The sequence below is a fragment of the Aeromonas molluscorum 848 genome, from assembly GCF_000388115.1.
Lineage (GTDB): Bacteria > Pseudomonadota > Gammaproteobacteria > Enterobacterales > Aeromonadaceae > Aeromonas > Aeromonas molluscorum.
Genome location: NZ_AQGQ01000003.1, coordinates 1 through 26,803, shown reverse-complemented (window position 1 = coordinate 26,803; position 26,803 = coordinate 1). Strand labels below are relative to the sequence as shown.

Sequence of the window (26,803 nt, the reverse complement as noted above, 5' to 3'; positions counted from 1 at the left end):
GCTGCGGGGATGATGTACTACCCGAAACAGAAAGGGCGCCGAGGCGCCCTTTGTCATGGATGGAGATGGATGGCTTGCGCCAATCAACCTGTGTTGCGCATGCCTGCGGCGATACCGGCGATGGTGACCATCAGCGCTTGATCTATCTCCTCGTGCAGGGATTCCGGATTGCTGCGTGAGCGGTTGAGCAGCTCGGCTTGCAACACGTTGAGGGGATCCGTGTAGGGGTTGCGCAGCTTGATGGACTCCTTGATCCAGGGTTGATCGTCGAGCAAGTCTCCCTGGGGACGCAGGGCCAGCACCAGCTCGGCGGCAGCCTCCAGCTCGGCGCGCAGCTGCTTGCCAAGCGGCCAGAGGCTTTCGGGTACCAGACGGGTGTCATAGTACTCCGCCAGCCAGGTATCGGCCTTGAGGAACACCATCTCCAGCATCTCGAGGCGAGTGCGGAAGAAGGGCCATTGACGGCTCATCTCTTCCAGCACGGACTGATGACCACTGTCGATGGCTTGCTTCAGGCCCTCATGGGCACCGAGCCAGGCCGGCAGCATCAGCCGGTTCTGGGTCCAGGCGAAGATCCAGGGAATGGCGCGCAGGCTCTCGACGCCGCCATTGGGCTTGCGCTTGGCGGGACGGGAGCCGAGCGGCAGCTTGCCGAGCTCCATCTCCGGGGTGGCGGCGCGGAAGTAGGGCACGAAGTCCGGGTGGCCGCGCACTATGCTGCGGTAATGTTCGCAAGAGGCCTCGGCCACCTGCTCGATCACGGTGCGCCAGCTCTCTTTGGGCTTGGGCGGCGGCAGCAGGTTGCCCTCCAGCACGGCGCTGGTATAGAGGTTCAGACTGTTGATGGCGACTTTCGGCAGGCCGAACTTGAAGCGGATCATCTCGCCCTGTTCGGTGACCCGCAGGCCGCCGCGCAGGGATCCCGGTGGTTGAGAGAGGATCGCTTGATGGGCTGGGGCGCCGCCACGACCGACGGTGCCGCCACGGCCATGGAACAGGGTGAGCCGCACCTTGTTGGTTTCGGCCAGGGCCACCAGGGACTCCATGGCGGCGTACTGGGCCCAGCCGGCGGCCATCATGCCCGCATCCTTGGCAGAATCCGAGTAGCCGATCATCACGTATTGGCGGCCCTGGATGTAACCACGGTACCAATCTACCGACAGCAGGCGATCCATTACCGCAGTGCCTGCCATCAGATCTTCCTGGGTTTCGAACAAAGGGGCAACCGGCATGCGGAACTTGCAACCCGCTTCTTTGAGCAAGAGTTGCACCGCCAGTACGTCCGAGGGGGCACCGGCCATGGAGATGATGTAGATGCCGAAGGCGTCCGGATCATGGGCGGCGATCACCTTGCAGGTGTCGATGGTCTCCTTGGTCTCTGCGCTCGGCTCCCAGTCGGCGGGCAGCAGCGGGCGACGCGAGTTGAGCTCGTTCAGCAGGAAGGCCTGCTTGTCATCTTCGCTCCACTCGGCGTAGTCGCCCATGCCCAGATAACGGGTCAGCTCGGAGAAGACCTGACCGTGGCGCTCGCCATCCTGACGGATATCGAGTTTGACCAGATGGATGCCAAAGCAGGCCAGCTTGCGCAGCACGTCCAGCAGCATGCCGTCGGCGATGTTGCCCATGCCGCAGGCGTGCAGCGAGTGATAGCAGAGCTCCAGCGGCTCGCGCAGCTGGGCCGTGGTCTTGATCAGATCCCGGTTCTCGCTCGCCTGGTTCTGTACCTTGGCGGTGAGAAAATCCTGGGTCTCGCGCAGTTGCTCGCGTAACTCGCGCACCAGGGCGCGGTAAGGCTCGGCGTGATCGCCAACCCGTTCGCGCACGGCATCGGTGCAATCGGACATGGAGAGCTCTGAGGTGAGCTCCTTGATGTCTTTGTAGAAGAGGCTCACCGCCATCCAGCGGCCCAGCTCCAGCACCTCGGCGGTCACCTTGGCGGTGACGAAGGGGTTGCCGTCACGGTCACCGCCCATCCAGGAGGTGAACTTGACCGGGGCGGCGTCCAGGGGCAGGCGCACACCCAGGTGCTGCTGCAGACGCTCGTCCAGGTTGCGCATAAATTCGGGGATGGCGGGCCAGAGGCTGTTTTCCACCACGGCGAAGCCCCATTTGGCCTCATCGACCGGGGTCGGACGCTGCACCCGGATCTCGTTGGTGTGCCAGGCCTGATTGACCAGCTGTTCGATGCGACTCTCGATCTTGTCCCGCTCGCGGGGCAGCAGATCGGAGAGTTCAAGGGCTTCCAGGCAGTCGTTGAGCTGTACATGCTTGTGGATCAGGGTGCGACGGGTCACCTCGGTCGGGTGTGCGGTCAGCACCAGGTCGATATCGAGCTCGCGCACCGCCTGGATGATGGCTTCCTGGGAGAGGTTGGAGGCCTTGAGCTTGGCGAACATCTCCTCCAGGGGATCCGGGGTGCAGATATGCTCCTCGCAATGGCGGGAGATGGTGTGGAACTGTTCGGCCACGTTGGCCAGGTTGAGGAACTGGCTGAAGGCGCGGGCCACCGGCAACAGTTCGTCATCCGAGAGATTGCGCAGGGTGTCGAGCAGTTGCTCTCTGTCGGCCTCATTGCCTTTGCGAGAGGACTTGGCCAGTTGGCGAATGGTCTCGATCTTGTCGAGGAAGGCTTGGCCCTGATGGTCCTTGATGGATTTGCCCAGCAACTGGCCCAACATGCCCACATTGGCGCGTAGCGCTGCGTAAGTATCGTTCATTCCACATCCTTATTTTTGTTGGTGCCCGGCCGCCGCTCCTCGGCATGGGGCTGCCCCACTTATTGTTGTGCGATTACAACATATGCTCCGTCATCTTAGGGGGACAATCTACCCAGATTGTCTGCGCAAGGTCAAATAACAAGCCGATTAAGAACATGTATTTTCGATAGTTCCCTGGTTTGGCCGAGTCCCTTTGCCCCGCTTGTTGTCATGTAACTTTCCTACATATCCGGTTGCGCCTCCCTGCGCTCGGTTGCACCTGTTGCGAATGAATCGCTAGCCGTACAAGGGATGGATCCGATGACATCCATCGCCTCGGGCCTTCCTCCTTGGCTGCGTCGGTTAGACGCAGCAACCACGGGGCAGACGGGGCCCATCATCGGATCTGCTAGACGCAGAAGGGATGGGTCAGATGCCATTCATTGTCTCGGGCCTTCCTCCTTGGTTGCCTCGGTTAGACGCAGCAACCACGGGGTCGATGGGGCCCATCGATCGGATCTGCTAGACGCAGAAGCGGCGGATCAGATGTTGCAGCACTGCCTTGGTCGGTTCGACGAAAGAGAGATCCAGGTATTCGTCCGGCTGGTGTGCCTGGGCGATGTGGCCAGGACCCATTACGATGGTCTGGCAGCCGAGCTGCTGGATGAAGGGGGCCTCGGTGCAGTAGTTGACCGATTCGGCGCGCTTGCCACTCGCCTGTTCGGCTTCACGCACCAGCAGGGAGCTGTCATCACAGGCGTAGGCGGGGATGGGCTCGTGCAGGTGTTGCAGGTGCAGGCAGCCGGGTTGGTGGATTTCTATGGGGGAGAGCGCCTCCTTGAGCAAGCCCAGCAACTCATCCGGACCGACCTGGGGAGTGGGGCGCATGTCGATGTGCAACTCGCAGCAACCGCAGATGCGATTCGGGCTATCGCCCCCCTGGATGTAACCCAGATTCAGGGTAGGTTGCGGCACCGCGAAGCGGTGATCTGCATACTTATCCTTGAGGCTGCGTTGCAGCGCCAATACCTGCCCCATGGCCTGATGCATGATCTCCAGGGCGTTGATGCCGTTGGCGGGATCCGAGCTGTGACCGCTGCGACCCGTGATGCGAATGGCTTCGGACATGTGGCCCTTGTGGGCTACCACGGGCACCAGCCCCGTGGGTTCGCCTATCACCGCATAGTCGGGTTTTAGCTCGGCGGCCGCGGCGATGGCGCGAGCCCCCGCCATGGTGGTCTCCTCATCGGCGGTGGCCAGAATGCGCAGGGGCTTGTTGAGGGTCTTGAGATCGATGCCTTTGAGCGCCTCGACGATAAAGGCGAAGAAGCCCTTCATGTCGATGGTACCAAGGCCATAGAGGCGGTTGCCCTCTTCTGTCACCTTGAAGGGATCCTTGCGCCAGGCGCCCTGGTCGAACGGCACCGTATCGGTGTGACCTGCCAGCAGCAGCCCCCCCTCACCCTGGCCATAGGTGGCGACCAGATTGTACTTGCCGGGCAAGTCCGGCAACGCGGTCACGTCACACTGAAAACCGAGTTGGCCGAACCAATCGGCCAGCAGCCTGATCACCCCTTGATTGCTCTGATCCCACTTGGGGTCCGTGCTGCTGATAGAGGGTATTGCAATAATATTCTTATAAAGTGAAAAAAAATCCTGATTGGCCACTAGCTCCTCCTTGCACCCTCGGAAGGTTTCTGTTAGAAAATACAAATGCAAACTGAGTGAATGAATATTCTGTTCTTGCGCTCATCGATAAGGCTCTAGTTGTAAGGGAAAGTCAATGTTCTGTCACCTGATCTATCACCGACGACGCAACCCCGCCTGAATTGCCTCCGCATGAGCTGACCCGCTCGTTGCACACTTGCTACGCAAGAATGGAGAGGCGATTCACGGCCTCTTAATCCTTATGCAGCATCATGCTGTGAACCCACTCCTCAGATTTTGGAATTGATCAATGCTTAACACCGTTATCGTCGGTGCCAGTGGCTACGCGGGAGCAGAGCTGGCCGCCCTGGTGCAGAACCACCCCCAACTCAAGCTGTTCGGCCTCTATGTCTCCGCTGGCAGCCAGGACGCCCACAAGCGTTTCTCCTCTCTTCATCCCCAGTGGGTCGGCGAGCTGGATCAGCCGCTGCTGCCCCTGGATGAGGATGGCATGACCCGGATCCTGACCCAGGCCGATCTGGTGCTGCTGGCCACCGCCCACGAGGTGAGTGCCGATCTGGCGCCCAAGTTCCTGGCCAAGGGACTGCCGGTGTTCGATCTCTCCGGTGCCTTCCGGGTGCAGGATCAACAGTTCTATCAGGACTACTACGGCTTCACCCACGCCAATGAACAGTGGCTGGCACAGGCTGCCTACGGCCTGGCCGAGTGGAACAGCGAGGCCATTGCGGCCGCCCAGCTCATCGCCGTGCCCGGCTGCTACCCGACCGCCTCCCTGTGCGCCCTCAAGCCGCTGCAACAGGCGGGTCTCATCAAGGCGGACTGGCAGCCCATCATAAACGCGGTCTCCGGTGTCTCTGGCGCCGGCCGCAAGGCATCGGTCAACACCAGCTTCTGCGAAGTGAGCCTGAGCCCTTATGGCACCTTCACTCACAGACATCAGCCGGAGATCAGCCATCACCTCGGCAAGGGCGTGCTGTTCCAGCCACACCTTGGCAACTATGTGCGTGGCATTCTGGCCACCATCTATGTGCAACTGGCCGAGGGGGTGACCCCGGAGCAGGTGGATAGAACCTATCTCGCCGCCTACGAAGGCAAGCCCCTGGTGCGCCTCACCGGTCAGATGCCCTCCATCCGTGGTGTGGCGAGCACTCCTTATTGCGATCTGGCCTGGCAGCAGCAGGGCAACATGCTGGTGGTGGTCTCTGCCATCGACAACCTGCTCAAAGGTGCGGCCTCTCAGGCTATTCAGTGCGTGAACATCAAGTTTGGTTTTGAACCGGCCACCGGCCTGATTTAAGGAAGGATCGAGAAGATGAACAAACAGACATTGGTAATCAAGTTGGGTGGTGCCCTGATCGAGAGCGATGAGGCCCTGACCGCCCTGTTCGCGACCTTGAAGACCTTCCTGGACGAGCAGCACAGACCTCTGGTGCTGGTACATGGCGGTGGCTGCCTGGTCGATGATCTGCTCAAGGGACTGGGGCTCACCTCCACCAAGAAGCATGGCCTGCGGGTGACCCCATTCGACCAGATCCCCTTTGTCGCGGGTGCGCTGGCCGGTACGGCCAACAAGCAGATGATGGCCAAGGCCATCGCCTGCGGCATCCCGGCGGTGGGGCTCTGCCTGGCTGATGGCGGTCTGTGCCAAGTCGTGCAGCTGGATCCTGAGCTCGGCGCGGTCGGTGACTGTTCACCGGGCAACCCGGCGCTGGTGCACGGTATTCTCTCCCAGCAGTTCCTGCCGGTCATCAGCTCCATCGGCATCACGGCGGACGGCCAGCTGATGAACGTCAATGCGGATCAGGCCGCCACCGCCATCGCAGAAACACTGGATGCGGATCTGGTGATGCTGTCGGACGTGAGCGGCATCCTGGATGGCAAGGGCAAACTGCTTCCCCAGCTGGACAAGGCCACCGCTCAAGATCTGATGGAGAAGGGTGTCATCACCGATGGCATGGCCGTCAAGGTGAAGGCCGCGCTGCACGCAGCAGAAACCCTGGGCCAGCCGGTTTGTGTCGCCAGCTGGCGCTACCCGGATCAGCTGCTCAAGCTGCTTGGCGGCGCCGCCATCGGCACCCAGGTAACCCTCTAAGCGCGATAAAAGGACGATTCGATGCAACATCTGCTCAAAGACAGCGACCTCGACAAGGCCCAGATCCTGGCCCTGATTGCTCTGGGCAAGCAGGTCAAGGCAAATCCGAAAAAGTACGGCCAGGCCCTGGCGGGCAAGGCGGTGGTCACCCTGTTCGAGAAGCCCTCCCTGCGCACCCGGGTCACCTTCGACATCGGCATCGCCAAGCTGGGTGGCCATAGCGTCTACCTGGATCAGCAAAACGGTGCGCTTGGCAAGCGCGAATCCGTGCAGGATTTCGCTGCCAATCTGTCCCGTTGGTGTGATGCCATCGTTGCCCGGGTATTCGATCACCAGACCCTGGTCGACCTGCAAAAGTACGCGACCGTGCCCGTGGTCAACAGCCTGTGCAACCTCTACCACCCCTGTCAGGGGCTGGCCGATTTCATGACCATCGCCGAACACTATGACGACCTGTCCAAGGTCAAGCTTGCCTACCTGGGGGATGGCAACAACGTCAGTCACTCCCTGCTGCTCCTGGGGGCGACGCTCGGCACGGACGTGACCCTGATCTGTCCGAAAGGCCATGGCCCGGACACCCAGATATTCAAGCAGGCAGAGGCGCTGGCGGCCCTGTCCGGGGCGGCCATTCATATCAGTGACGACGTAGCCGACATCGAGGGCTTCGATGTTGTCTACACCGATACCTGGGTCTCCATGGGTGACAACACCCCAATGGAGCAGGTAAAAGAGATCTTCATGCCTTATCAGATCAACCAGGCCCTGCTCGACCGGACCGGTATCCAGCATGTGCTGCACTGCCAACCGGCCCATCGGGAGCTGGAGATCACCTCGGAAGTGATGGATGGCCCCGCCTCCCTCATCCTGGACGAGGCAGAAAACCGGATGCATATCCAGAACGCCATCTTGCTGACCCTGATGGGCCACAGCTGAGCGACCGACCCTGTTTTTAATGTTTTCAAGATTGATCATGGAGAGAAGTAAATGAGTGGAATCAACAAGATAGTACTGACTTACTCGGGCGGACTGGATACCTCGGCCATCATTCCTTGGCTCAAAGAGCACTACAACGCCGAGATCATCGCCTTCGTGGCCGATGTCGGTCAGGGTGAAGATGACCTGGAAGGGGTGGAAGAGAAGGCCCTGGCCTCAGGTGCTACCAAGTGCATCGTCTATGACCTGAAGGAAGAGTTCGTCAAAGAGTACGTCTACCCGACCCTGAAGACAGGCGCCATCTACGAAGGCACTTACCTGCTGGGTACCTCCATGGCCCGTCCGGTGATTGCCAAGGCCATGGTGGAAGTGGCCAAGGCCGAAGGGGCCGACGCCATCGCCCACGGTTGCACCGGCAAGGGCAACGATCAGGTTCGTTTCGAAGGGGCCGTGGCCGCGCTGGCTCCCCAGCTCAAAGTGATCGCCCCCTGGCGCATCTGGGACATGCGTTCCCGTGAAGAGCTGCTTGCCTATCTGGAAGCGCGCAACATCCCCTGCAAGGCGACCCTGAAGAAGCTTTACAGTCGCGATGCCAACGCCTGGCACATCTCCACCGAGGGTGGCGAGCTGGAGAGCACCTGGAACGAGCCGTCCGACGCCGTCTGGCAGTGGACCGTCTCCCCGGAGCAGGCACCGAACGAGCCGGAATACGTCAAGCTGACCGTCAAGCAGGGCGAGATCGTGGCCGTGGACGACCAGGCCCTGAGCCCCTATCAGGTGCTGGTGACCTTGAACGAGCGCGCCGGCAAACATGGCGTCGGTCGTATCGACATCACAGAGAACCGTCTGGTGGGCATGAAGTCCCGTGGTTGCTACGAGACGCCGGGCGGCACCGTCATGATGGCGGCCCTGCGCGCCATCGAAGAGCTGGTGCTGGACAAACCAACCCGCTCCTGGCGTGAGAAGCTCGGCGCCGAGTTCTCCCACTTGGTCTATGACGGCCGTTGGTTCACTCCGCTGTGCAAGGCGGTGCTGGCTTCCGCCAACGCCATCGCCGAGGATTTGGACGGCGAAGTGGTGCTGAAGATGTACAAGGGCCAGGTGAACGCGACCCAGAAGCGTTCCGCCAACAGCCTCTACTCCGAAGATTTCGCCACCTTCGGCGCCGACGAGGTGTACGACCAAAGCCATGCCGAAGGCTTCATCCGTCTCTACACCCTGGCTAGCCGCATTCGTGCCTTGAAAGAACAGAACCTGGCGGTCGGCGGTGACCATACCCACGGTTGATACTGTGTCTCAGCCAATCAGGAATAATCCTGATTGGCTGAATAAACCAAGGATGAAATGATATGAATATGAAGCTATGGATGGCTGTATTCTCAACGTTTTTACTCGCTGCATGTGCAACCAAGCAGTACCCTCAAGCCCCCTTGGTTAGTGCCGAAGAGTCAGCTGTATTTGACTGTCAGGCGATCAACGTGGAAATTGCCAAAACTCGTAGCATTCAGGCAGAGATTGAACGTACTGGTGAGTTTGATGGTAAGACAGTCCTTGGTGCATTAGGCGATTTCGGTATTGGCAATGGAATTGCTAAGACTGAGGCAAGACAAAAGGCGAGTGATCGCCTGACACAGCTGCGAGCATTGGAAGCTGCCAAATGCAGTGGTTAGGATGGTTGATTACGGAACATGGTTTTCTTAGTTACCAATGTTGATTGGAAGAATTTTGAGCTCTTCTGGTAGAAGAGCTTTTCGCATTCAAGGAGAGCAGTATGGCACTTTGGGGTGGACGCTTCAGTCAGGGAGCCGATAGTCGGTTCAAGCAATTCAATGACTCCTTGCGCTTTGACTACCGTCTGGCAGAGCAAGACATTCAAGGCTCCATGGCCTGGGCCCGCGCTCTGGTCACGGTCGGTGTCTTGACCGCCGACGAGCAAGGAAAACTGCAACAGGCGATGGAAGTGCTGCTCGCCTCTGTGCAGCGGGATCCCCAGCAGATCCTCAGTTCCGATGCCGAGGACATTCACTCCTGGGTCGAAAGTCAGCTCATCGCCGCCGTCGGCGATCTTGGCAAGAAGCTGCATACTGGCCGCTCGCGCAACGATCAGGTCGCCACCGATCTCAAACTCTGGTGCAAGGCGCAAGGGGAGCTGCTTGCCGCCTCCATCACTGCTCTGCAAGCCGGGCTGGTCGCTTCGGCCCGTGTCAATCAGGCTGCCGTGCTGCCGGGCTACACCCACTTGCAGCGTGCCCAGCCGGTCACCTTCGCCCACTGGGCGCTGGCCTATGTGGAGATGCTGGATCGCGACTATTCCCGCCTGCAGGATGCGCTCAAGCGGCTCGACACCAGCCCCCTTGGCTGTGGCGCCCTGGCGGGTACCGCTTATGCCATCGACCGCGAGGCGCTGGCACTGGACATGGGTTTTAGCGGCGCGACCCGCAACAGCCTGGATTCGGTGTCGGACAGGGACCACGTGGTGGAGCTGATGCACGTGGCGTCCCTCTCCATGGCGCACCTGTCACGCTTTGCCGAAGACCTCATCTTCTACAACACCGGCGAAGCGGGCTTCGTCGAGCTCTCCGATGCGGTCACCTCGGGTTCCTCCCTGATGCCCCAGAAGAAGAACCCGGATGCGCTGGAGCTCATTCGTGGCAAGACAGGGCGGGTAGTCGGCGCCCAGATGGCCATGCTGATGAGCCTCAAGGCGTTGCCGCTGGCCTACAACAAGGACATGCAGGAAGACAAGGAAGGGCTGTTCGATGCCCTGGACACCTGGCATGACTGCCTCGACATGGCGGCCCTGGTCCTGATCGATCTGAAAGTGAACGGCGAGCGCACCAAGGCGGCCGCCCAGGGCGGCTACGCCAACGCCACCGAGCTGGCGGACTATCTGGTCGCCAAGGGTATCCCCTTCCGCGAGGCGCACCATATCGTCGGTGAAGTGGTGGTGCAGGCCATCAAGTTGAAGAAACCGCTGGAAGAACTCTCTTTGCCTGAGTTCCAGCGCTTCAGCCCCGTCATTGGCGAGGATGTCTATCCCAACCTGGAGCTGGAAGCGACCCTGGCCAAGCGGGTCGCCAAGGGCGGCGTTGCCCGCGAGCTGGTAGATGCGGCCCTCACCGCCGCCGAACAGTGGCTGGCCAAGCGAGCGGGTTAACCCCACCGGCTTGTCATTCGAATAAGAAAGCAAAACGGCAACCCCAGGGGTTGCCGTTTTTTGTTTGCCTGATGATGAAGGGGAGGGAGATGGCCTGCGGAGATGCCAGGAAAATGAGGCTGCATCCTCAGTCCTGGTGTGTGGCATGGGCCTGCTGTACTGCCTGGGTGAGCAGGCTTTGCAACTGGCGTCCGGCCTCACCGGATCCATTGCCTGCTCCCAGCAGTACGACCCCCAGCGTGCCCGGCGACGGCAGCACATTGGCCAAGGGGGAGAGAGAGGCCGGCATACCGATGGCAGAGCGCACAGTGATCCCGAGCCCTGCCTGCAAGGCCGCCCAGATCCCGCCCAAGCTCTGGCTGGTGAAGGCGATGCGCCACGGGATACCTGCGTCGTCCAGAGCCTTGATGGCCCGTGATCGCATCAGGCAGGGGGCATCAAAGAGCACCAGGGGCAAGGGCTCTCCGCGTGCCAGCAGGGGCGCCGGATCCCAGTTCGGGTGAGCAATCCACTGGAGTGACACCAAATCGATGAGATGGGCGTCCATCCTCTCTTCCGGGTGCTGCCAGGCCAGGGCCATGTCGAGGGTTCCCTCCCTGATCCCTTTCATCAGCTGCGCATTGCGATCGATGCGCGTCGTCATGCGAAGCGCGGGGTGCAGGCGACAGAGGGGGCCCAGCACGGCCGGCAGTAGGGATTCACCAAAATCTTCCTGAACCCCCAGCCTGATCTCCCCTTGCAGCAGTTCCCCTTTCAGGACAAGCACGGCTTCGTCATTGAGCTCAAGCAGCCGTTTGGCATATCCCAGCAGTCGTTCGCCACTGGCCGTCGGGACCAGGTGGCGGCCCCTCTTCATAACCAGTTCGGTACCGCATTGCTGTTCGAGTTTTTTCAACTGGGCGCTGACCGCCGAGGTGGAACGGCACAGCCGCTGCGCCGCCAGCGCAAAGCTGCCACAGTCCAGCCCAAGGACATAACTGCGCAGAGCATCGAGATCCAGGTTCAGGGGAAGGGGTTGCATGATTGTCCTGATAATTGGGATTGTTTGTCTTAAACGTTTTGATTTTTAAAATTGTAGCAGTGATAGAGAGTGGCTTCACCAACCAAGGAGATTGCCATGACCCATCCTGTTCTTGATCGTGACGACCTGGCGCTGGCAGCGCCGAGACTGTCCCAGCTGGCGGAAGAGACGCTGTTTGGCGATATCTGGCAGCGGCCCGCATTGTCTGCGCGCGAACGCAGCCTGATCACCCTGGCCATACTGGCATCGCTGGGCCGGGTGCAACAGCTGCCGTGGCACATAGCGTTTGCCCAGCAAAACGGCCTGACACGGGAGCAGTTGGAGGAGCTGTTCACCCATCTCGCTTTCTACGCCGGATTGCCTGCGGCGGTCACCGCCGTGAGCTACCTGCCCAGCCGTGAGGAGCCGCACCCATGCCGCTGACCCGTATCACTCTGCGCGAGGGGATGAGTGACGCGCGCCTGCAACAGCTCTCCGACCTCTATCATGAGACCCTGGTGGAGGTGTTTGATGTACCGCCGGAGGACAAATTCCAGATCCTGGAGGCCTTGCCAGCCAAGGCGCTTGTTTATCATCCCCATTATCAGACCGGCCGCCGGGACGGCGACTTCATCCTCTTCCAGATCCTGGCGGGAAAGCCGCGCAGTACAGTGGTCAAGCAGCGGCTCTATGAGCGGCTTGCCGAGCGCCTGCATGCGGAGCTGGGCATCCATCCCGACAACCTTATGGTGGTGATCCAGCAAAACGGCAGTGAGGAGTGGAGCTTCGGACGGGGTCTGATGTTTCGGCAGGGGGTGAGCTTATGATCGCCATGCACTACAGATTCACCCTGCCGGCGGACTACGACATGGCGCTGATCGAGCAGCGGATCGCCAGCAATGGCGCCAAACTCGACGGCTTCCCCGGCTTGCTGTTCAAGGCCTATCTCTATGGCCGCCATGACGAGGTCGCGCTGCCATGCCGGGAGAACCGCTATGCCCCCTTCTATGTGTGGCAAAGCGCCTGGGCGATGCACAGTTTCCTTGCCAGCGAGGGCTTTGCGGCGCTCACCAAGCAGTTTGGCTGGCCCCATATCGAGACCTGGCATCTGCTGTCAGCCCCGCAGATGGAGGCGCTTGACCAGGCCAGGGTGGCCATCTTGCGGCGCACCCGCATTACGCCGCATTGCAGCCTGGCCGAGCTGCACACCGGGGCCATGCTGAGCGGATGGGATCTTTCCCGTTGGCAATGGCTGGAGGTGGATCTCTTGGCGTCACTCCCACAGGCGATACCGGCAGGGGCCGATGTGTATCATATTGGCTATCTGGCCAGGGGGGCCCTTCATCCTGAACAGGTGGATGGCCTTCACCCGGCAGTTATCCTGGGGGCCGCCCCTATGCCCGGGGCGCCCCGATGACAGTTCATCCGGCGGGGCTTCTCTTGTGCTGTGCCGCCACGTAAGTCGGTGGCGGCCAAGGCTTTCTTCGGTGGCGCTCGGCAGGCAAACTCGAGATGATGCTCTCCCCCATGGGAGTATCACGACGCGTTTCGTACAGACAACCCCCCCGGATAAAGGAGCCTGCATGTACCTGCCACCCCATTTCGCCGTTACCGATCCCGAGGCGTTGCACCAACTGATCCTGGCCCATCCGCTGGGGGCCCTGATCACCTGTGGTGAGCGGGGGCTGGATGCGAACCATCTGCCGTTCGAGTTCGATGCCGGGGAGGGGGAGCATGGGGTCTTGCGGGCCCATGTGGCGCGCAACAACCCGCTCTGGCAGGAGGTGCAGGATGGTGACGAGGTGCTGGTGATCTTCAAGGCTGCGGATGGCTACATCTCCCCCAACTGGTATCCGAGCAAGCAGGCGCACCACAAGCAGGTGCCCACCTGGAACTATGCCGTGGTCCATGCCCACGGCCGAATTCGTATTCACGATGATGCCCGCTTCGTGCGCCGCCTGCTCGCCACCCTGACCCGCACCCATGAGGCTGCCGAGCCCGTTCCCTGGAAGATGGCTGATGCGCCGCGCGACTATCTGGAGGCCATGGTGGCGGCTGTGGTGGGCATAGAGATCGAGATCGATCGGCTGGTCGGCAAGTTCAAGCTGAGCCAGAACAAGGAGGAAGGGGACAGGCTGGGAGCGATCACTGCATTGCGCGAGCGGGGCTGCGACGCCCTGGCCGGGGCCATGGAAGGGCCGAGCCGGGGCCGATAGCCTAGGGGATTTCAGCGCCTCGCCCAGCGGCGAGGAGGACGGAGATCCTCTCCTTAACGCGGCAACCCCGGGTGGCCGTTTGCTATCTGGCCTAGTGGCGGGCATCTTGCGCGCACGCCCGAGCTTGCTGCAGGCCGCCCGCTTTGCGCCATGGCAGCCACCTCGGTGTTACAGCTCCTCGAAGGGACGGCGCTTCTCCTGCTCCAGCACGATGGCCTCCAGGTTGGCGACCCGCTCCTGCAACTGCCTGATGAGGAGATCCTGCTTGCCGAGGCGATCCGTGATGCGGGCATCTCCCAGCTGGTAGCGGGCGCGCTTGCCGAGATAGCCGAACAGCATGCTGATCAGGACAATAAGGACGATGGCGGTCCACAGACTCATGTTTGCCTCCCTGGCAGCAGGACCCCGGTCGGGGTCAGTCCGGCCATTTTGACAGCCCAGCCCCGTCTTGCCCAGCGGGGGATCCCATCTTGGCTGATTTGTAAGAGTTTGGTTACAAAAAGCCTGCCAATTGCCTCGACCCTGGCGCGCCAGTGCTGGTAAGTTAGGCCGATCTTCGTAGCCAGATTGATAATGCCATGGACAGTAAAGTCATTCTCATCGTCGATGACAGCCAGGCGCTGACCGATACCCTCACCGAATATCTGGGCCGCGCCGGTTTCGAGGTACGCACCGCCTGTGATGGCGAGGCCATGTGGCAGCAGGTGCGCCAGGGCATGCCGGATCTGGTGATCCTGGACGTGATGCTGCCCGGGGATGACGGCTTCACCCTCTGCTCCCAGCTGCGCCGCCTCTCCAACGTACCCATCATGATGCTGACCGCCGTGACCGAGGATGCCGATCGCATCGCCGGGCTCGAGATAGGGGCGGATGACTACCTCACCAAGAGTTTCAATCCCCGGGAGCTGCTGGCCCGGATCAAGGCGCTGCTGCGGCGCAGCCGTCTCACTCAGCAGGCGGCGACCGCCCGGCGCATCAGCTTCGGCCCCTGGACCCTGGACAGCGTGACCCGTCAGCTCTCCCGTGCGGGGGAGGCGCCGCGTCAGCTGTCGGGGGCCGACTACACCCTGCTCGGCCTCTTCATTCGCCACCCCAATGAGCTGCTCAGCCGTGATCTCATCTCCCAGGAGATCTGGGGGAGGGAGAGCGACCCGTTCGAGCGGGGCATAGACGTACAGGTCTCCCGGCTGCGCCAGGCCCTGGATGACAAGGATCGTACCCTGATCATGACGGTGCGCAACAAGGGCTACATGCTGGCGACCGAGACCGTCTATGAGGCCTAGCCGTGGCTGGGGGCCCCGCTCCCTGGCCAGCCGCACCAGCCTGTTCCTGCTGTGCGTCATCCTGGCCGCCGAGCTGTGCGCCGGTTATTTCTGGTATCGCCACAGCAACCAGGCTCAGGAGCAGGGCTTGATCAGCACGGTGCGCAGCATGGCCCTGAGCGCCTCCTCCACCATCGCCTTCTTTCGCAAGCTGCCCCAGGATTACCGCCATCTGGTGCTGGAGCAGCTGCGCAACATGGGGGGCACCCGCTTCTTCGTCTCCCTCAACAATCACCCGCTGCCGGTGACCCCCATCTCGGGTTCGTCCCGCCGCGAGCACATGGTGACCGAGGTGCGGCGCGTGCTGCAGCAGGAGCTGGGCAGCGAGGTGACCACCCGGGTCGAGTTTACCAATCGTGCCGATCTGCGGGTGTTCAACACCGAGCTCCCCATCGACGACTTGCCCCTGAACTGGGCCCACTACAGCCTGGCACTGGGGGAGCTCAATCCGCCGATCCTGGTGATACAGATCGCCGTGTCGCCCACCGCCTGGTTCTATCTGGCGGCCGCACTGCCCGCCCCTTACGACAGCCTGGATCCCCGCTTCTTCACCCTGAATCAGCTCGGCTTCATGCTGGGCTCGGCGCTCATCATACTGATTGCCACCTGGTGGGTGGTGCGCAAGGAGATAAGGCCCATCCGCAACCTGGCGCGGGCCGCGACCTTGCTCGACAGCAAGCGGGAGGTGCCCGAGGTGCAGGAGGAGGGGAGCAGCGAGACCCGCGCCGCCATCCACGCCTTCAACAAGATGCAGCGGCGCATCAGCAGCCACCTGCATGAGCGTGATCTGCTGTTCAGCGCTATGTCCCATGATCTGAAAACCCCTCTGGCCTGCCTCAAGCTGCGTACCGAGATGCTGGATGATGCCGAGGTGCGGGACAAGTTCGCAGCCCATCTGGACGAGATGGAGCTGATGGTGAAGGGTGCCTTGCAGTGCATGAAGGAGACCCATATCCACGAGGAGATAGAGGCGCTGGATCTGATGGGCATGCTGCGCCGCTGTGGCGAGCTCTACAACCATGACGAACCCAGGATGACGCTGAAGGGTCCCCCCAGCCTGATGCTGGTCGGCAAGCCTCTGGCCATCAAGCGCTGCCTGCAAAACATCATAGACAACGGCATCAAGTACGGAGAGCGCCTCTCGGTGCAGGTGGCGCGCCAGGGGGACAAGGTGAGGATCGCATTCAGTGATCAGGGGCCGGGCATCAGTCCGGCGCTGATGGAGCGGGTGTTTGATCCCTACTTCAGGGTGGCCTCGACCCGGGCCCTGCCCGGCAGCGGGCTCGGCCTCACCATAGCCCGTCATATTGCCCGCATCCACGGCGGCGACATTCATCTTCACAATCATCAACCCCATGGTCTGACCCTGGTGCTGGAGCTCAATCTTGATTAATCCCTTGCGTGCCCTGACCTGGTTGACGGCCCTACCGCTGCATTGTGCCCTGGCCAGCCAGGTGGAGATGCTGCACTGGTGGACCTCCCCCGGGGAGCGGGCCGCGTTTGACGTGGTGACCGCGCAACTGCAAGGGGCCGGGATCGATCTCAAGAACGCCGCCATCCTGGGGGGCGGGGGCAACAGTGCCATGGAGGTGCTCCAGGCCAGGGCAATTGCCGGCAATCCCCCCGCCCTGGCCCAGCTTGAGGGGCAGGCCATCGCCTCCTGGACTCTGCTCGGTTTCATCCAGCCCCAGGATGAAGTAGCAGTCGAACAGCACTGGGATCAGCAACTGCTGGGGGTCGCTCCCCAAGTAAACAAGATAAAGGGCCACTACATGGGGATACCGGTCAATGTCCATCGCCTCAACTGGATGTGGGTCAACCGCGCCCTGCTGGCCCGGCTCGACATGGCGCCGCCCACCGACTGGCCCGGCTTTCTCGATGCGCTGCGGGCCCTCAAGGCCAAGGGCATCAAGCCGCTGGCACTCGGCAACGATCCCTGGCAGGTGGCCCTGCTGTTCGAGAGTCTGGCCTTGGGGATGGGGGGCAAGGAGTACTACCAACGGGCCTTCGTCGAGCTGGACCCGACAGCGCTTGGCAGTGATACCAGTCGCCAGATCCTCGACAGGTTTCGCGAGTTGAGCGAGCTGGTGTTGCCGACCCTGAGTCAGCAGAGCTGGGATCAGGCCACCGCCGATCTTGCCGAGGGCAAGGCCGCCTTCCAGTTGATGGGGGACTGGGTGCTGGGGGATCTGCTGGCCCGAGGTGTGGCCGTGCCCGAGCAGATCCAGTGCCTGCCGGCGCCTGGCACCCAGGGGCTCTATGTCTACAACATGGACAGCTTCGTGATGTTCAACGCCAACCTGCCCAAAGACCATCTCGGGATTGCCAGGGCGCTGGCCAGCCCGGATTTCCAGCTCGCCTTCAACCGCGCCAAGGGCTCGATCCCGGTGCGCCGGGATCTCTCCCTGGCCGATTTCAATCCCTGTGCCCAGTTGTCGCGCATCGACTACGACAGGGCTGAGGCCGCCGGCAACCTGATGCCGAGCGTGGCGGATTCCATGGCGTTGCATCCCCTCTATCAGAAGGCGGTCGAGAGCGAGCTCTATCGCTTCTTCAACCAGCCGGATCTTGATCGGGAAGGGGTGATCCGCCGCCTCGGCGCTGTGGCACGCACGGCCTCCGCCAAGGGGTGAATAAGTCGGCTTTGTAACCGTTTCATTACAATCCCATAGCCTATTGATACTCGCGGGCCGCGCCGACCCGGTAACATCTTCCGGACAACCATCAAAAAGGAATTGAGCAATGTCCGGATCGTTTTTCTCCCAGGCGCAGCGGGTCGGCCGCAGTCTGATGCTACCCGTGGCGACCCTGCCCGCCGCCGGCCTGATGCTGGGCATAGGCAACTTTGGTGCCCAGGGGCACCTCTTCCTGCCGGAGTCCTTCTGGAGCGTGCTGATGGTGTCGGGGGACTGGATCTTCGGCAACATGCCGATCCTCTTCCTGATCGGCATCGCCATCGGCCTTGCCCGCAACAATGACGGCACGGCCGCCCTGGCCGCCGTGGTGGGCTTCATCACCATGAACGCGGCCCTCGGCAAGACGGTGGTGTTGCGGGGCCTTGAGACCAACACAGAGGTGATGAGCATTCCCACCCTCAACATGGGGATCCTCGGCAGCATCTTGATGGGATCCCTGGCGGCCTACTTCTTCAACCGCTTCCACACCTTGAAGCTGCCCGAATACCTGGGCTTCTTCGCCGGCAAGCGCTTCGTGCCCATCATTACCGGCTTTAGCGGCATCTTCCTCGGGGTCATGCTTGGCTTCATCTGGCCCGTGGTTGGCTCCGCCATCTTCGAGTTCACCGCCTACCTGGGCACCTTGAACAAATCGATCACCTTCGGCATCTATGGTCTGGTCGAGCGCGCCCTGATCCCGACCGGTTTGCACCACATCTGGAACGCCTTCTTCTTCAACGAGCTGGGCAGCTGGACCAACCCGCAGACCGGGGAAGTGGTAACGGGGGAGCTGGTGCGCTTCTTCAAGGGGGATCCCAATGCCGGTGGTCTGGCCGGTGGCTACATGTACTCCATGTGGGCCCTGCCTGCCGCGGCCCTGGCCATCTATAGCTGCGCCAAGTCCGAGAAACGCAAGCTGGTGGGCGGCCTCATGCTGTCGGCGGCCTTCACCTCCTGGCTGACCGGAATCACCGAGCCGGTGGAGTTCGCCTTCCTGTTCGTGGCGCCCATGCTCTATGTGGTTCACACCCTGCTGACCGGGGTCGCCTTCGCACTGACCAACTACCTGGGCATAGTGCACAGCACCGACTTTGCCCATGGCGCACTGCAGTTCTTCCTCTACCTGAATCTGCCCCAGACCCACAACACCTGGTGGTTCCTGATCATCGGGCCGCTCTGGGCGCTGCTCTACTTCTTCCTGTTCCGCTTCTTCATCCTGAAGTTCAACCTCAAGACGCCGGGGCGCGAGAGCGAGGCCTTGCAGGCAGTGGACGCCAAGGAGAAAGACGAGCTGGCACTGGATCTGGTCGAGGCCATGGGGGGCGCGGCAAACATAGAGCACCTGGATGCCTGCATCACCCGGCTAAGGGTCACTCTGCACGACATCAAGCTGGCCGATATTGCCCGCATCAAGGCCCTGGGTGCCATCGACGTGCTGGTGGTAGGCAACAACTTGCAGGCCATCTTCGGCACCCGTTCCGACAACATCAAGACCGAGATGTCGGCGGCAATGGCGGTGTAAGCGCCTCAGGATCAAAGTGATGTACGCCGGGGCCAGTGATTGCTCGTCGCTCAGGCCATATCAAGGGCGGGATGGAGGTGATTGGCGGTGTGATCCGCCCCATGGAAAGGTCCGCAACAAAGAGAGGGCCCCACCGCTGGTGGGGCCCTCTCTTTTTGGTGCAAGTGATGGGTCAGACCTGCCAGAACGGGCGACTGAGCCAGAGCCCGAGCAAGAGCAACTGGCCCCAGACGATGGCCCAGAATCGGAGCCGGTAACTCCCCTTCTGGGTCTTGTGACGCAGCCAGTGGCGGGCGAGCAGGGCGCCGGGCCAGCCGCCGCACAGCTCCAGCATATGCAGGCGGGCCTCGGGAATGCGCCAGCCACCGCGCACCGCCTGACGCTTGTCCCAGGCGTAGGCGGCCAGGGTCAGCAGGCTCATCAGCACTATCAGGCCAAGGGGCCACCAGAGGCCGCTCTGCACGCCAAGCCAGCTGGCCCAGCCAAGCGGGATCAGGGCCAGCCCCATCATGACAGCAAGTCCGGATCCCGGATTTCATCCGGGTTGAGTTTGCGGATCACTTTGGCGGGGTTGCCCACGGTCAGGAGGCCGGGTGGGGGGATGTCACTCGGTTGGTTCATTGAGTGGCCTTCGGATGACGTGGCTCACCCGGGTTGAGTTTGCGGATAACTTTGGCGGGGTTGCCCACCGCCAGCGAGTCAGCGGGAATGTCGCGGGTCACCACGGCGCCTGCTCCTATGATGGAGCGAGGGCCTATGGTGACCCCGGGGCAGATGATGGCGCCACCGCCAATCCAGCAGTCATCACCGATGCGCACCGGCTTGTTGTAGGCGGTCCAGTTGCGCCGCTCCAGATGATCCATGCTGTGGGTGGCCGTATAGATCTGCACATTCGGCGCCAGCAAGACATGCTTGCCGATGTGCACCTCGCCGACGTCCAGAATGGTGACGTTGAAGTTGAAGAAGGTCTGCTCACCCACATGGATGTTGCGGCCAAACTCACAGATGAAGGGGGAGCTTATCCAGCAAGAGGGCGGGCAGTGGCCAAACAGCTCGCCACAGAGGCGCTGGCGCGCGTCGCTCTCTCCTGCCGGGGTGGCATTGAGTCGTGCCAGCAGGGCCTGGCCACGGATGCGATCGTCGGCTATCTCCTTGCTCTGGCTATTGAGGGGCCCCCCGGCCAGTACCTTGTCCCAGTCGCTCATCCTCTTGTCTCCCCCGGGAAAGCCTTGCTCCAGCCACACATAATCTAAGTCCTCTTGAGTCTGCAAGGCAGGGAGTATACGCCAGGGGTGGGGTCACGTCAGGGATCCACGTCCCGGCGTGCCGAGGGAGAATGAGGAGGCGGGGCACCTCACAGCAGGGGCAGGATCAGCAAGGCAGAGATCAGATAGGCGAGCAAGACCATGAGGCCCAGGCGGCGCCCACCTATCACCAGAGCCAGCACGCCCTTGACCAGGGAGTTGACCAGGCCAGCCAGCAGTATGGCGCGGGCAGCGACTTCCAGCGCCAGCTCCTTGTTGGCCAGCTGGGCGAGGGAGAGGGTGATGGCATCCACGTCCGTGATACCTGAGACCAGGGCGAGCAGATAGATACCGGATCGGCCGACCTCGCTTTGCAGCAAGGTGGCGAGAAAGCCAATCAGCGCCAGCAGCAGGCCGAACTTGACGGCGGTGGCGAGATCGAGGGGATTGCGGGTTTCGGGCTGAACTGGATCATCCGGGGGCGCCTCCCGCTGGCGCCAGTACCAGAACGCAAAGCCATAGACGACAGCCCCCAGGATCAGCAGGGGCGGCGCGAGGTGCAGGGCCAGTTCCCGGTGAATGAGCAGCACCAGTACCAGCAGTCGCAGCCACATGGTGGCCCCGGCCAGCAGTATGCCGCTGGCCAGCAGTCGTTCCAGCCCTGCTTGTTCACGATTGAGCCGGGCAAATTGCAGGGTGAGAGCGGTGGAGGAGGCGAGCCCGGCTAGCATGCTGGTGAGCACCAGACCGGAACGGGTGCCGAGCAGACGCACCGCGAAGTGACCCGAAAACGAGATGCCGGCGATCACCACCACCATGAGCCAGATCTTGAAGGGGTTGAAGGCATTGAGGGGGCCCATCTCCTGGTTGGGCAGCACGGGCAGCAGCACCAGGGAGATGAGCAGGAAGCGCAAGGTGGCATGAAACTCCGTCTCACTCAGAAACAGCATGCCCTGCTGGATCTTGCCCTTGAGCCCCATCAGCAGCGCCGCCAGCACGGCGCAGGCCACCGCCTCGCTCGGACTCAGCAACACCGACATCAGTCCCAGCAGATAGGTGAGCACCATGGCCACCGAGCTGGTCAGACCGAACTCCCCCTGCCAGCGTTGGGCCAGCCAGACCGAGAGGGCGCAGCCCATCAGCACCACCAGCAGGCCGAGCAGCGCCAGCCAGGGGCCCAGGGTGGGCAGCAACAGGGCGCAGACCCCGCCGAGCAAGCCGATGAGCCCATAGGTTCGCATGCCAGCGATACGCTGGTTGTCTCCGAGCTGACGCACCTGCCAGCCCCGCTCCAGCCCGATGATGAGGCCGATGGCCAGGGAGACCAGGGCGGCATTGACCGGCTGGGCATTGATCCACATGGTGAGCTCCTCCTCATCGGCAACCCTGATGGCAGCGAGTGCCATCTCCCCATGTTCAGGATGGCACAAGCTCATGCCTGGCCGTGGGCCCTGGCTCACAGAGTCCGGGGGAGAGGGGGCGGATTTGATATGAGGAAATGAGATAAGCAAATCGTAATTTCTTGGTTCTTGGCATAACAAAGCTTGGGCATGCTGCACTTATCCCAGATAAAGGAGTATCGCCATGACGTTAACCAAGACCGCCTTCGCCCTCTTCTCTTTGCTGACACTGAGTCAGGCCCAGGCCGCCGAAATCCGGCTGCTCAATGTCTCCTACGACCCAACCCGGGAGTTGTTCCATGAATACAACGCCGCCTTCGCCAAGCAGTGGCTGGCCAAGACGGGGGATGAGGTCGTCGTGAGTCAATCTCATGGGGGCTCGGGCAAGCAAGCCCGCGCCGTGACCGAGGGGCTGGAGGCCGACGTGGTCTCCCTGGCCCTGGCCTATGACGTCAATGCCATTGCCAAGGAGGGATTGATTGCCGCCGACTGGCAGAGTCGGCTCGCCAATAACGCCGCGCCCTACACCTCCACCATCGTCTTCCTGGTGCGCAAGGGGAACCCCAAGCGGATCAAGGACTGGGACGATCTGGTGCGGTCCGATGTCGGCATAGTGACCCCGAATCCCAATACCTCGGGTGGGGCGCGCTGGAACTACCTCGCCGCCTGGGGCTATGCCCTGAAGAGCACGGGCAGTGAGGAGGGGGCCAAGCAGTTTGTCGGCGAGCTGTTCAAGAACGTCAAGGTACTGGATTCCGGCGCCCGCGGTGCTACCACCAGCTTTACCGAGCGGGGTCTGGGGGATGTGCTGCTTGCCTGGGAGAACGAGGCGCTGCTGGTGCTGGATCAGCCGGGTAACCGCGACCAGTTCGAATTGGTCGTGCCCTCCGTCTCCATCCTGGCCGAACCGCCGGTGGCCGTGGTTGACAAGGTCGCCAGGAAACATGACACAACGGCGGTGGCCCAGGCATATCTCGATTACCTCTATTCCGACGAAGGGCAGCGCATCATCGCCAAGTATCACTACCGCCCTAGCCAGCCGAAGGCTCAGCAGGAAACGGCGGCCCAGTTCCCCACATTGGCCCTGTTTACCGTCAAGGAGCTGGCCGGGGATTGGGACCAGGCGCAGCAGAAACACTTCGCCCAGGGCGGCTTGTTCGACCAGATTTACCAGCCGGGCCGTTGAACACCAGCCGGTACGGCCTTGATGGCAAGGGATGAGCAAACGGAGGAGCGACATGATGGACAAGATCCTACTGGTCCCCGGCCTGCACAACAGCGGCCCGGATCACTGGCAGAGCCGCTGGCATCACGACTTTCCCCATTGGCAGAGGATGATGGGGTTGCCCTGGGACAAGCCGGATCTGACGGTGTGGAGCGCCAAGCTGGCGAGCAAGCTCAGGAGCCGGCGTGGCAAGGCGCATCTGGTGGCTCACTCCTTCGGTGCCCTGGCGGCTATCCGTGCCAGCAAGTTGCAGCCGGACAAGGTCGCCTCACTCTTTCTGGTAGCGCCTGCCGATCCCGGTCGTTTCGGTATCGCAGATGAGTTGCTGGCCGGGCCCCTCGGGGTCTGCGCCCAGCTGGTGGCGAGTCGAAGCGATCCCTGGATGAGCTTCGAGCGCGCCGAATATTGGCGACGACAGTGGCAATTGCCGCTGTTTGATGCCGGCGAGGTGGGTCACCTCAATGCCCAGTCCGGGCATGGGGAGTGGGCCAGCGGTCTGCAACTGCTCGGCGAGCTCTATCGCCGGGCCGAGTTGGTCGCCGACACGGTTTGAGTGCCGGGATCCCCCCTTTTGCAGGGCGTTGAGCGTGGTGTGACCGTTGTTCTCGGTAGAGGAGAGATAAAGCGGTGGGCATGGATAGCCCCCTGGACAGGAGATTTTTGATAGTGCTTGGCAAGCTCCTTGCTGACCCGCATCTGACAGTGCGGGTCTTTTTTATGGGCGGGCGCCGCTTAGCCAAAAAAGTGCTTAGCAAAGCCGTTATTGGCAGTTTGTTGTGTGGCTTGGAGTGCGCAGAATCACCCTATCGAAAACGACTTATAACAAACGGACTAGTTATGCGTTTTAGTTCTTACTCGGTCCTGCCAGGTCTTGGCACCACTCTCGGGTTCAGCCTGCTCTATCTGGGCTTGCTGGTCCTCTTGCCCATCGCCGCACTGTTGCTGTTTGCGGTCAACCATATGAGCGCCGCCGAGTTCTGGCAGGTGATCAGCTCCCCCAGGGTACTCGCCTCCTTTCGGTTGAGCTTTTTCGCCGCCTTCGCCGCCGCCCTGCTCAACAGTCTGTTTGGTCTGATCCTGGCGTGGGTGCTGGTGCGCTACCGCTTCCCGGGCCGCTGTCTGGTGGATGCCCTGATCGATCTGCCCTTCGCCATGCCGACGGCAGTCTCCGGCATCGCCCTGTGCGCCATCTTCGCCCCCAACGGCTGGATAGGCCAGGCCCTGGCCCCCCTTGATATCACCCTCGCCTACAACCCGGCTGGGGTAGTGATAGCCCTTACCTTTATCGGTCTGCCATTCGTGGTGCGTACTTTGCAACCCGTGCTGCGCGAGACCGAGGCTGAGCAGGAGGAGGCGGCAGCCAGTCTGGGGGCCGACCGCTGGCAGACCTTCACTCGCGTGCTGCTGCCGACCTTGATCCCGGCGCTGATCACCGGCTTTGCCCTGGCGTTTGCCCGCGGGGTCGGCGAGTACGGCTCCGTGATCTTCATCGCCGGCAACCTGCCCATGGTCTCCGAGATAGCCCCCTTGATGATCATGAGCCACCTGGAGGAGTACGACTATGCAGGGGCCAGCGCCATCGCCCTGGTCATGCTGCTCATCTCTTTCGTCATGTTGTTGCTGATTAACCAGCTGCAAGCCTGGAGCTGGGCCCGCATCGGAGGGAACCGGGCATGAACCCATTGACAATAAAGCTGATGCTGTCCGGGGCGACACTGTGGTTGTCCCGTTCAAGCTTGCCGCTCTGGCACTGGATTCACATTGGAGGGAGCCGAGTATGAATTCATCCGTAATCGCCGTGGATGCGAGCCCCAGCGTGGTGGGCGTTGCAGACAAACCTCAATCCCCCACCCGGGATCCGCACTGGGTCAAATGGCTGCTGGTCAGCCTGGGATTGGGCTGGTTCACCGTTCTGCTGTTGCTGCCATTGGCCACCATCTTTATCCAGGCGCTGCGCCCGGGGTTCTCCTTCTTCTGGCAAGCCATCAGCGATCCCGACGCCCTGAGTGCCCTTGGCCTCACCGCCCTGGTGACCCTCTGCTCAGTGCCGCTCAACGTTTTGTTCGGCCTGGCCGCGGCCTGGGCCATAGCGCGCTTTCGCTTCCCGGGGCGCCAGTGGCTCATCACCCTGATCGACTTGCCGTTCTCGGTGTCACCTGTGATCGCCGGTCTCATGCTGGTGCTGCTGTTCGGCAGCCGGGGCTGGTTTGGTGACTGGTTGAGTGAGCACGACATCAAGGTCATCTTCGCCACCCCTGGCATCATATTGGCGACCACCTTCATCACAGTGCCCTTCGTGGTGCGCGAGCTGCTGCCGCAGATGGAGGCCCGTGGCCCGGAAGAGGAGGAAGCCGCCATCATGCTGGGGGCGAGCGGTCTGCAGATGTTCTGGCGCGTCACCCTGCCGGGCATTCGCTGGAGCCTGATGTATGGCGTGCTGCTCTGTACCGCCAGGGCCGTGGGGGAGTTTGGTGCCGTCTCTGTGGTTTCGGGTCACATCCGCGGCCAGACCAACACTCTGCCGCTCCATATCGAGATCCTCTACAACGAGTATCAGACCGGCGCTGCCTTTGCAGTCGCCAGCCTGCTCGCCCTGTTTGGCATCTTCACCCTGGTGGGGGAGACCCTGCTTAACCGGCTGCGTGGCCGGACCCCATCATCCCATCGCAAGCCGTAAGAGGTCGTCATGAGCATACAAGTGCAACAGCTGAACAAGCATTTCAATCAATACGCGGCGCTCAGCGACATCAACCTCGACTTCAAGGATGGTGAACTGGTCGCCCTGCTTGGCCCCTCCGGCTGCGGCAAGACCACCTTGCTGCGCATCATCGCCGGGCTGGAACAGGCGGATACGGGCCGCATCTTGATCCGGGGTGAAGACGCAGGCTCCCTCCATGTGCGTGAGCGCAATGTGGGTTTTGTGTTTCAGCACTACGCCCTGTTTCGCCATATGACGGTGTTCGAGAACGTGGCCTTCGGCTTGAGGGTGAAGCCCAGAGCCGAGCGCCCCGGCGAGCCGGTCATCCGTGCCCGGGTCAGGGAGCTGCTGGATCTGGTACAGCTCAGCCATGTGGCGGATAGACATCCGACTCAGCTCTCCGGTGGTCAGCGCCAGCGAGTTGCCCTGGCGCGCGCCCTGGCGGTGCAACCCAAGGTGCTGCTGCTGGATGAACCCTTCGGTGCCCTCGATGCCCAGGTGCGCAAGGAGTTGCGTCGCTGGCTGCGCGAACTGCATAACGAGCTGCATGTCACCAGCCTGTTTGTCACTCACGATCAGGAGGAAGCGCTGGAGGTGGCGGATCGGGTGGTGCTGATGAATGCCGGCAAAGTAGAGCAGATAGGAACGCCGGTCGAGGTCTATGACAAGCCAGCCAGTGCGTTCGTGCACAGCTTCCTTGGCAGCGTGAACCTGTTCCACGGCAGGGTGGCGGCCCAGGGTTTTGGGGTCGGTGATCGGTTGCTCGCTGGCGGGCGCGCCGATCTGAGCCAAGGGAGCGCGGCCATCGCCTATGTGCGTCCTCACGAACTGGAACTGCATCCTCTCGAAGCCCACGGCGGCGTGGAGGCCACCATTAGTCGCCTGCTGCCCATGGGGCCGCGTATCAGAGTCGAACTGCGTGGCAGCGCAGAGACAAATGGGGCACTATTTGAAG

26 protein-coding genes are annotated in these 26,803 nt (G+C 61.9%); 19 read left to right on the top strand and 7 right to left on the bottom strand.

The window, feature by feature from the left end:
* Positions 1–83: 83 nt before the first annotated feature.
* Complete coding sequence (ppc, locus tag G113_RS01240) at positions 84–2,717, bottom strand: phosphoenolpyruvate carboxylase (RefSeq protein ID WP_005891814.1); 2,634 nt, start codon at positions 2,715–2,717, stop codon at positions 84–86.
* Between the two features lie 501 nt (positions 2,718–3,218).
* The gene (argE, locus tag G113_RS01235; protein WP_005891812.1) at positions 3,219–4,364 is read right to left on the bottom strand and encodes an acetylornithine deacetylase; all 1,146 of its coding nucleotides are present in this window, start codon (positions 4,362–4,364) and stop codon (positions 3,219–3,221) included.
* 289 nt (positions 4,365–4,653) lie between these two features.
* On the opposite strand from argE, the gene argC reads away from it, so the two are divergent.
* From argC to argH, 6 genes are all read left to right on the top strand, one after another.
* Entirely contained in the window at positions 4,654–5,661 is a 1,008-nt protein-coding gene (argC, locus tag G113_RS01230; protein ID WP_005891810.1) for an N-acetyl-gamma-glutamyl-phosphate reductase, read from the top strand.
* Between the two features lie 15 nt (positions 5,662–5,676).
* Positions 5,677–6,456, top strand: a complete 780-nt coding sequence (argB, locus tag G113_RS01225) for an acetylglutamate kinase (protein ID WP_005891808.1) — start codon at positions 5,677–5,679, stop codon at positions 6,454–6,456.
* 21 nt (positions 6,457–6,477) lie between these two features.
* Positions 6,478–7,389 (top strand): ornithine carbamoyltransferase, encoded by a 912-nt coding sequence (locus tag G113_RS01220; RefSeq protein WP_005891806.1) that lies wholly within the window; start codon positions 6,478–6,480, stop codon positions 7,387–7,389.
* A gap of 51 nt (positions 7,390–7,440) precedes the next feature.
* Positions 7,441–8,676, top strand: coding sequence for an argininosuccinate synthase (locus G113_RS01215; protein WP_005891804.1), 1,236 nt, complete (start codon positions 7,441–7,443; stop codon positions 8,674–8,676).
* A gap of 62 nt (positions 8,677–8,738) precedes the next feature.
* On the top strand, positions 8,739–9,059 hold the full coding sequence (locus tag G113_RS01210; protein WP_005891802.1) for a hypothetical protein: 321 nt from the start codon (positions 8,739–8,741) through the stop codon (positions 9,057–9,059).
* Between the two features lie 101 nt (positions 9,060–9,160).
* Positions 9,161–10,546: an argininosuccinate lyase gene (argH, locus tag G113_RS01205; RefSeq protein WP_005891798.1), complete on the top strand. Its 1,386-nt coding sequence runs from the start codon at positions 9,161–9,163 to the stop codon at positions 10,544–10,546.
* A 127-nt stretch (positions 10,547–10,673) separates the two neighbouring features.
* Here the strand turns inward: argH and G113_RS01200 are convergent, their stop codons facing one another.
* Positions 10,674–11,567 carry a LysR substrate-binding domain-containing protein gene (locus tag G113_RS01200; RefSeq protein WP_005891795.1) on the bottom strand — a complete coding sequence of 298 codons (894 nt, stop codon included), beginning with the start codon at positions 11,565–11,567 and terminating at the stop codon, positions 10,674–10,676.
* Between the two features lie 96 nt (positions 11,568–11,663).
* Between G113_RS01200 and G113_RS01195 the strand changes: the two genes are divergently transcribed.
* The 4 genes from G113_RS01195 (at position 11,664) to G113_RS01180 (ending at position 13,762) form a co-directional block, all read left to right on the top strand.
* Positions 11,664–11,990: a carboxymuconolactone decarboxylase family protein gene (locus tag G113_RS01195; RefSeq protein ID WP_005891792.1), complete on the top strand. Its 327-nt coding sequence runs from the start codon at positions 11,664–11,666 to the stop codon at positions 11,988–11,990.
* Positions 11,981–12,373 carry a tautomerase family protein gene (locus G113_RS01190; protein ID WP_005891788.1) on the top strand — a complete coding sequence of 131 codons (393 nt, stop codon included), beginning with the start codon at positions 11,981–11,983 and terminating at the stop codon, positions 12,371–12,373. The genes G113_RS01195 and G113_RS01190 overlap by 10 nt, the downstream gene beginning before the upstream one ends.
* A gap of 5 nt (positions 12,374–12,378) precedes the next feature.
* Positions 12,379–12,963, top strand: coding sequence for a DUF4865 family protein (locus G113_RS01185; protein WP_236611694.1), 585 nt, complete (start codon positions 12,379–12,381; stop codon positions 12,961–12,963).
* A gap of 166 nt (positions 12,964–13,129) precedes the next feature.
* Entirely contained in the window at positions 13,130–13,762 is a 633-nt protein-coding gene (locus tag G113_RS01180; protein WP_005891783.1) for an FMN-binding negative transcriptional regulator, read from the top strand.
* A gap of 168 nt (positions 13,763–13,930) precedes the next feature.
* On the opposite strand, the gene G113_RS01175 is transcribed toward G113_RS01180, so the two are convergent.
* Positions 13,931–14,143 (bottom strand): hypothetical protein, encoded by a 213-nt coding sequence (locus tag G113_RS01175; protein ID WP_005891781.1) that lies wholly within the window; start codon positions 14,141–14,143, stop codon positions 13,931–13,933.
* Between the two features lie 197 nt (positions 14,144–14,340).
* Here G113_RS01175 and G113_RS01170 point away from each other — a divergent pair, with 197 nt between their 5' ends.
* The 4 genes from G113_RS01170 to ptsG all read left to right on the top strand — a co-directional run bounded on the left by G113_RS01170 (position 14,341) and on the right by ptsG (position 19,281).
* Complete coding sequence (locus G113_RS01170; RefSeq protein ID WP_005891778.1) at positions 14,341–15,045, top strand: response regulator; 705 nt, start codon at positions 14,341–14,343, stop codon at positions 15,043–15,045.
* Positions 15,035–16,477, top strand: coding sequence for a sensor histidine kinase (locus G113_RS01165; protein WP_005891776.1), 1,443 nt, complete (start codon positions 15,035–15,037; stop codon positions 16,475–16,477). Before G113_RS01170 ends, G113_RS01165 begins: the two co-directional genes overlap by 11 nt.
* Positions 16,470–17,717 carry an ABC transporter substrate-binding protein gene (locus G113_RS01160; protein WP_005891773.1) on the top strand — a complete coding sequence of 416 codons (1,248 nt, stop codon included), beginning with the start codon at positions 16,470–16,472 and terminating at the stop codon, positions 17,715–17,717. The genes G113_RS01165 and G113_RS01160 overlap by 8 nt, the downstream gene beginning before the upstream one ends.
* 109 nt (positions 17,718–17,826) lie before the next feature.
* Complete coding sequence (gene ptsG / locus G113_RS01155; RefSeq protein ID WP_005891770.1) at positions 17,827–19,281, top strand: glucose-specific PTS transporter subunit IIBC; 1,455 nt, start codon at positions 17,827–17,829, stop codon at positions 19,279–19,281.
* A gap of 172 nt (positions 19,282–19,453) precedes the next feature.
* Here the strand turns inward: ptsG and G113_RS01150 are convergent, their stop codons facing one another.
* From G113_RS01150 to G113_RS01140, 3 genes are all read right to left on the bottom strand, one after another.
* The gene (locus G113_RS01150) at positions 19,454–19,792 is read right to left on the bottom strand and encodes a DUF1294 domain-containing protein (RefSeq protein WP_005891767.1); all 339 of its coding nucleotides are present in this window, start codon (positions 19,790–19,792) and stop codon (positions 19,454–19,456) included.
* Positions 19,793–19,898: 106 nt separating this feature from the next.
* Positions 19,899–20,486 (bottom strand): sugar O-acetyltransferase, encoded by a 588-nt coding sequence (locus G113_RS01145; protein WP_005891761.1) that lies wholly within the window; start codon positions 20,484–20,486, stop codon positions 19,899–19,901.
* 149 nt (positions 20,487–20,635) lie between these two features.
* On the bottom strand, positions 20,636–21,886 hold the full coding sequence (locus G113_RS01140; protein WP_040318801.1) for an MgtC/SapB family protein: 1,251 nt from the start codon (positions 21,884–21,886) through the stop codon (positions 20,636–20,638).
* Positions 21,887–22,109: 223 nt separating this feature from the next.
* On the opposite strand from G113_RS01140, the gene G113_RS01135 reads away from it, so the two are divergent.
* The 5 genes from G113_RS01135 to G113_RS01115 all read left to right on the top strand — a co-directional run.
* Positions 22,110–23,111, top strand: a complete 1,002-nt coding sequence (locus tag G113_RS01135) for a sulfate ABC transporter substrate-binding protein (protein ID WP_005891755.1) — start codon at positions 22,110–22,112, stop codon at positions 23,109–23,111.
* Between the two features lie 55 nt (positions 23,112–23,166).
* The gene (locus G113_RS01130) at positions 23,167–23,703 is read left to right on the top strand and encodes an RBBP9/YdeN family alpha/beta hydrolase (RefSeq protein WP_005891752.1); all 537 of its coding nucleotides are present in this window, start codon (positions 23,167–23,169) and stop codon (positions 23,701–23,703) included.
* Positions 23,704–23,987: 284 nt separating this feature from the next.
* Entirely contained in the window at positions 23,988–24,827 is an 840-nt protein-coding gene (cysT, locus tag G113_RS01125) for a sulfate ABC transporter permease subunit CysT (RefSeq protein WP_005891749.1), read from the top strand.
* Between the two features lie 100 nt (positions 24,828–24,927).
* Positions 24,928–25,827 carry a sulfate ABC transporter permease subunit CysW gene (gene cysW / locus G113_RS01120; protein WP_005891747.1) on the top strand — a complete coding sequence of 300 codons (900 nt, stop codon included), beginning with the start codon at positions 24,928–24,930 and terminating at the stop codon, positions 25,825–25,827.
* Between the two features lie 9 nt (positions 25,828–25,836).
* On the top strand, positions 25,837–26,803 hold a 967-nt coding region (locus G113_RS01115), incomplete at its 3' end, for a sulfate/molybdate ABC transporter ATP-binding protein (RefSeq protein ID WP_005891744.1).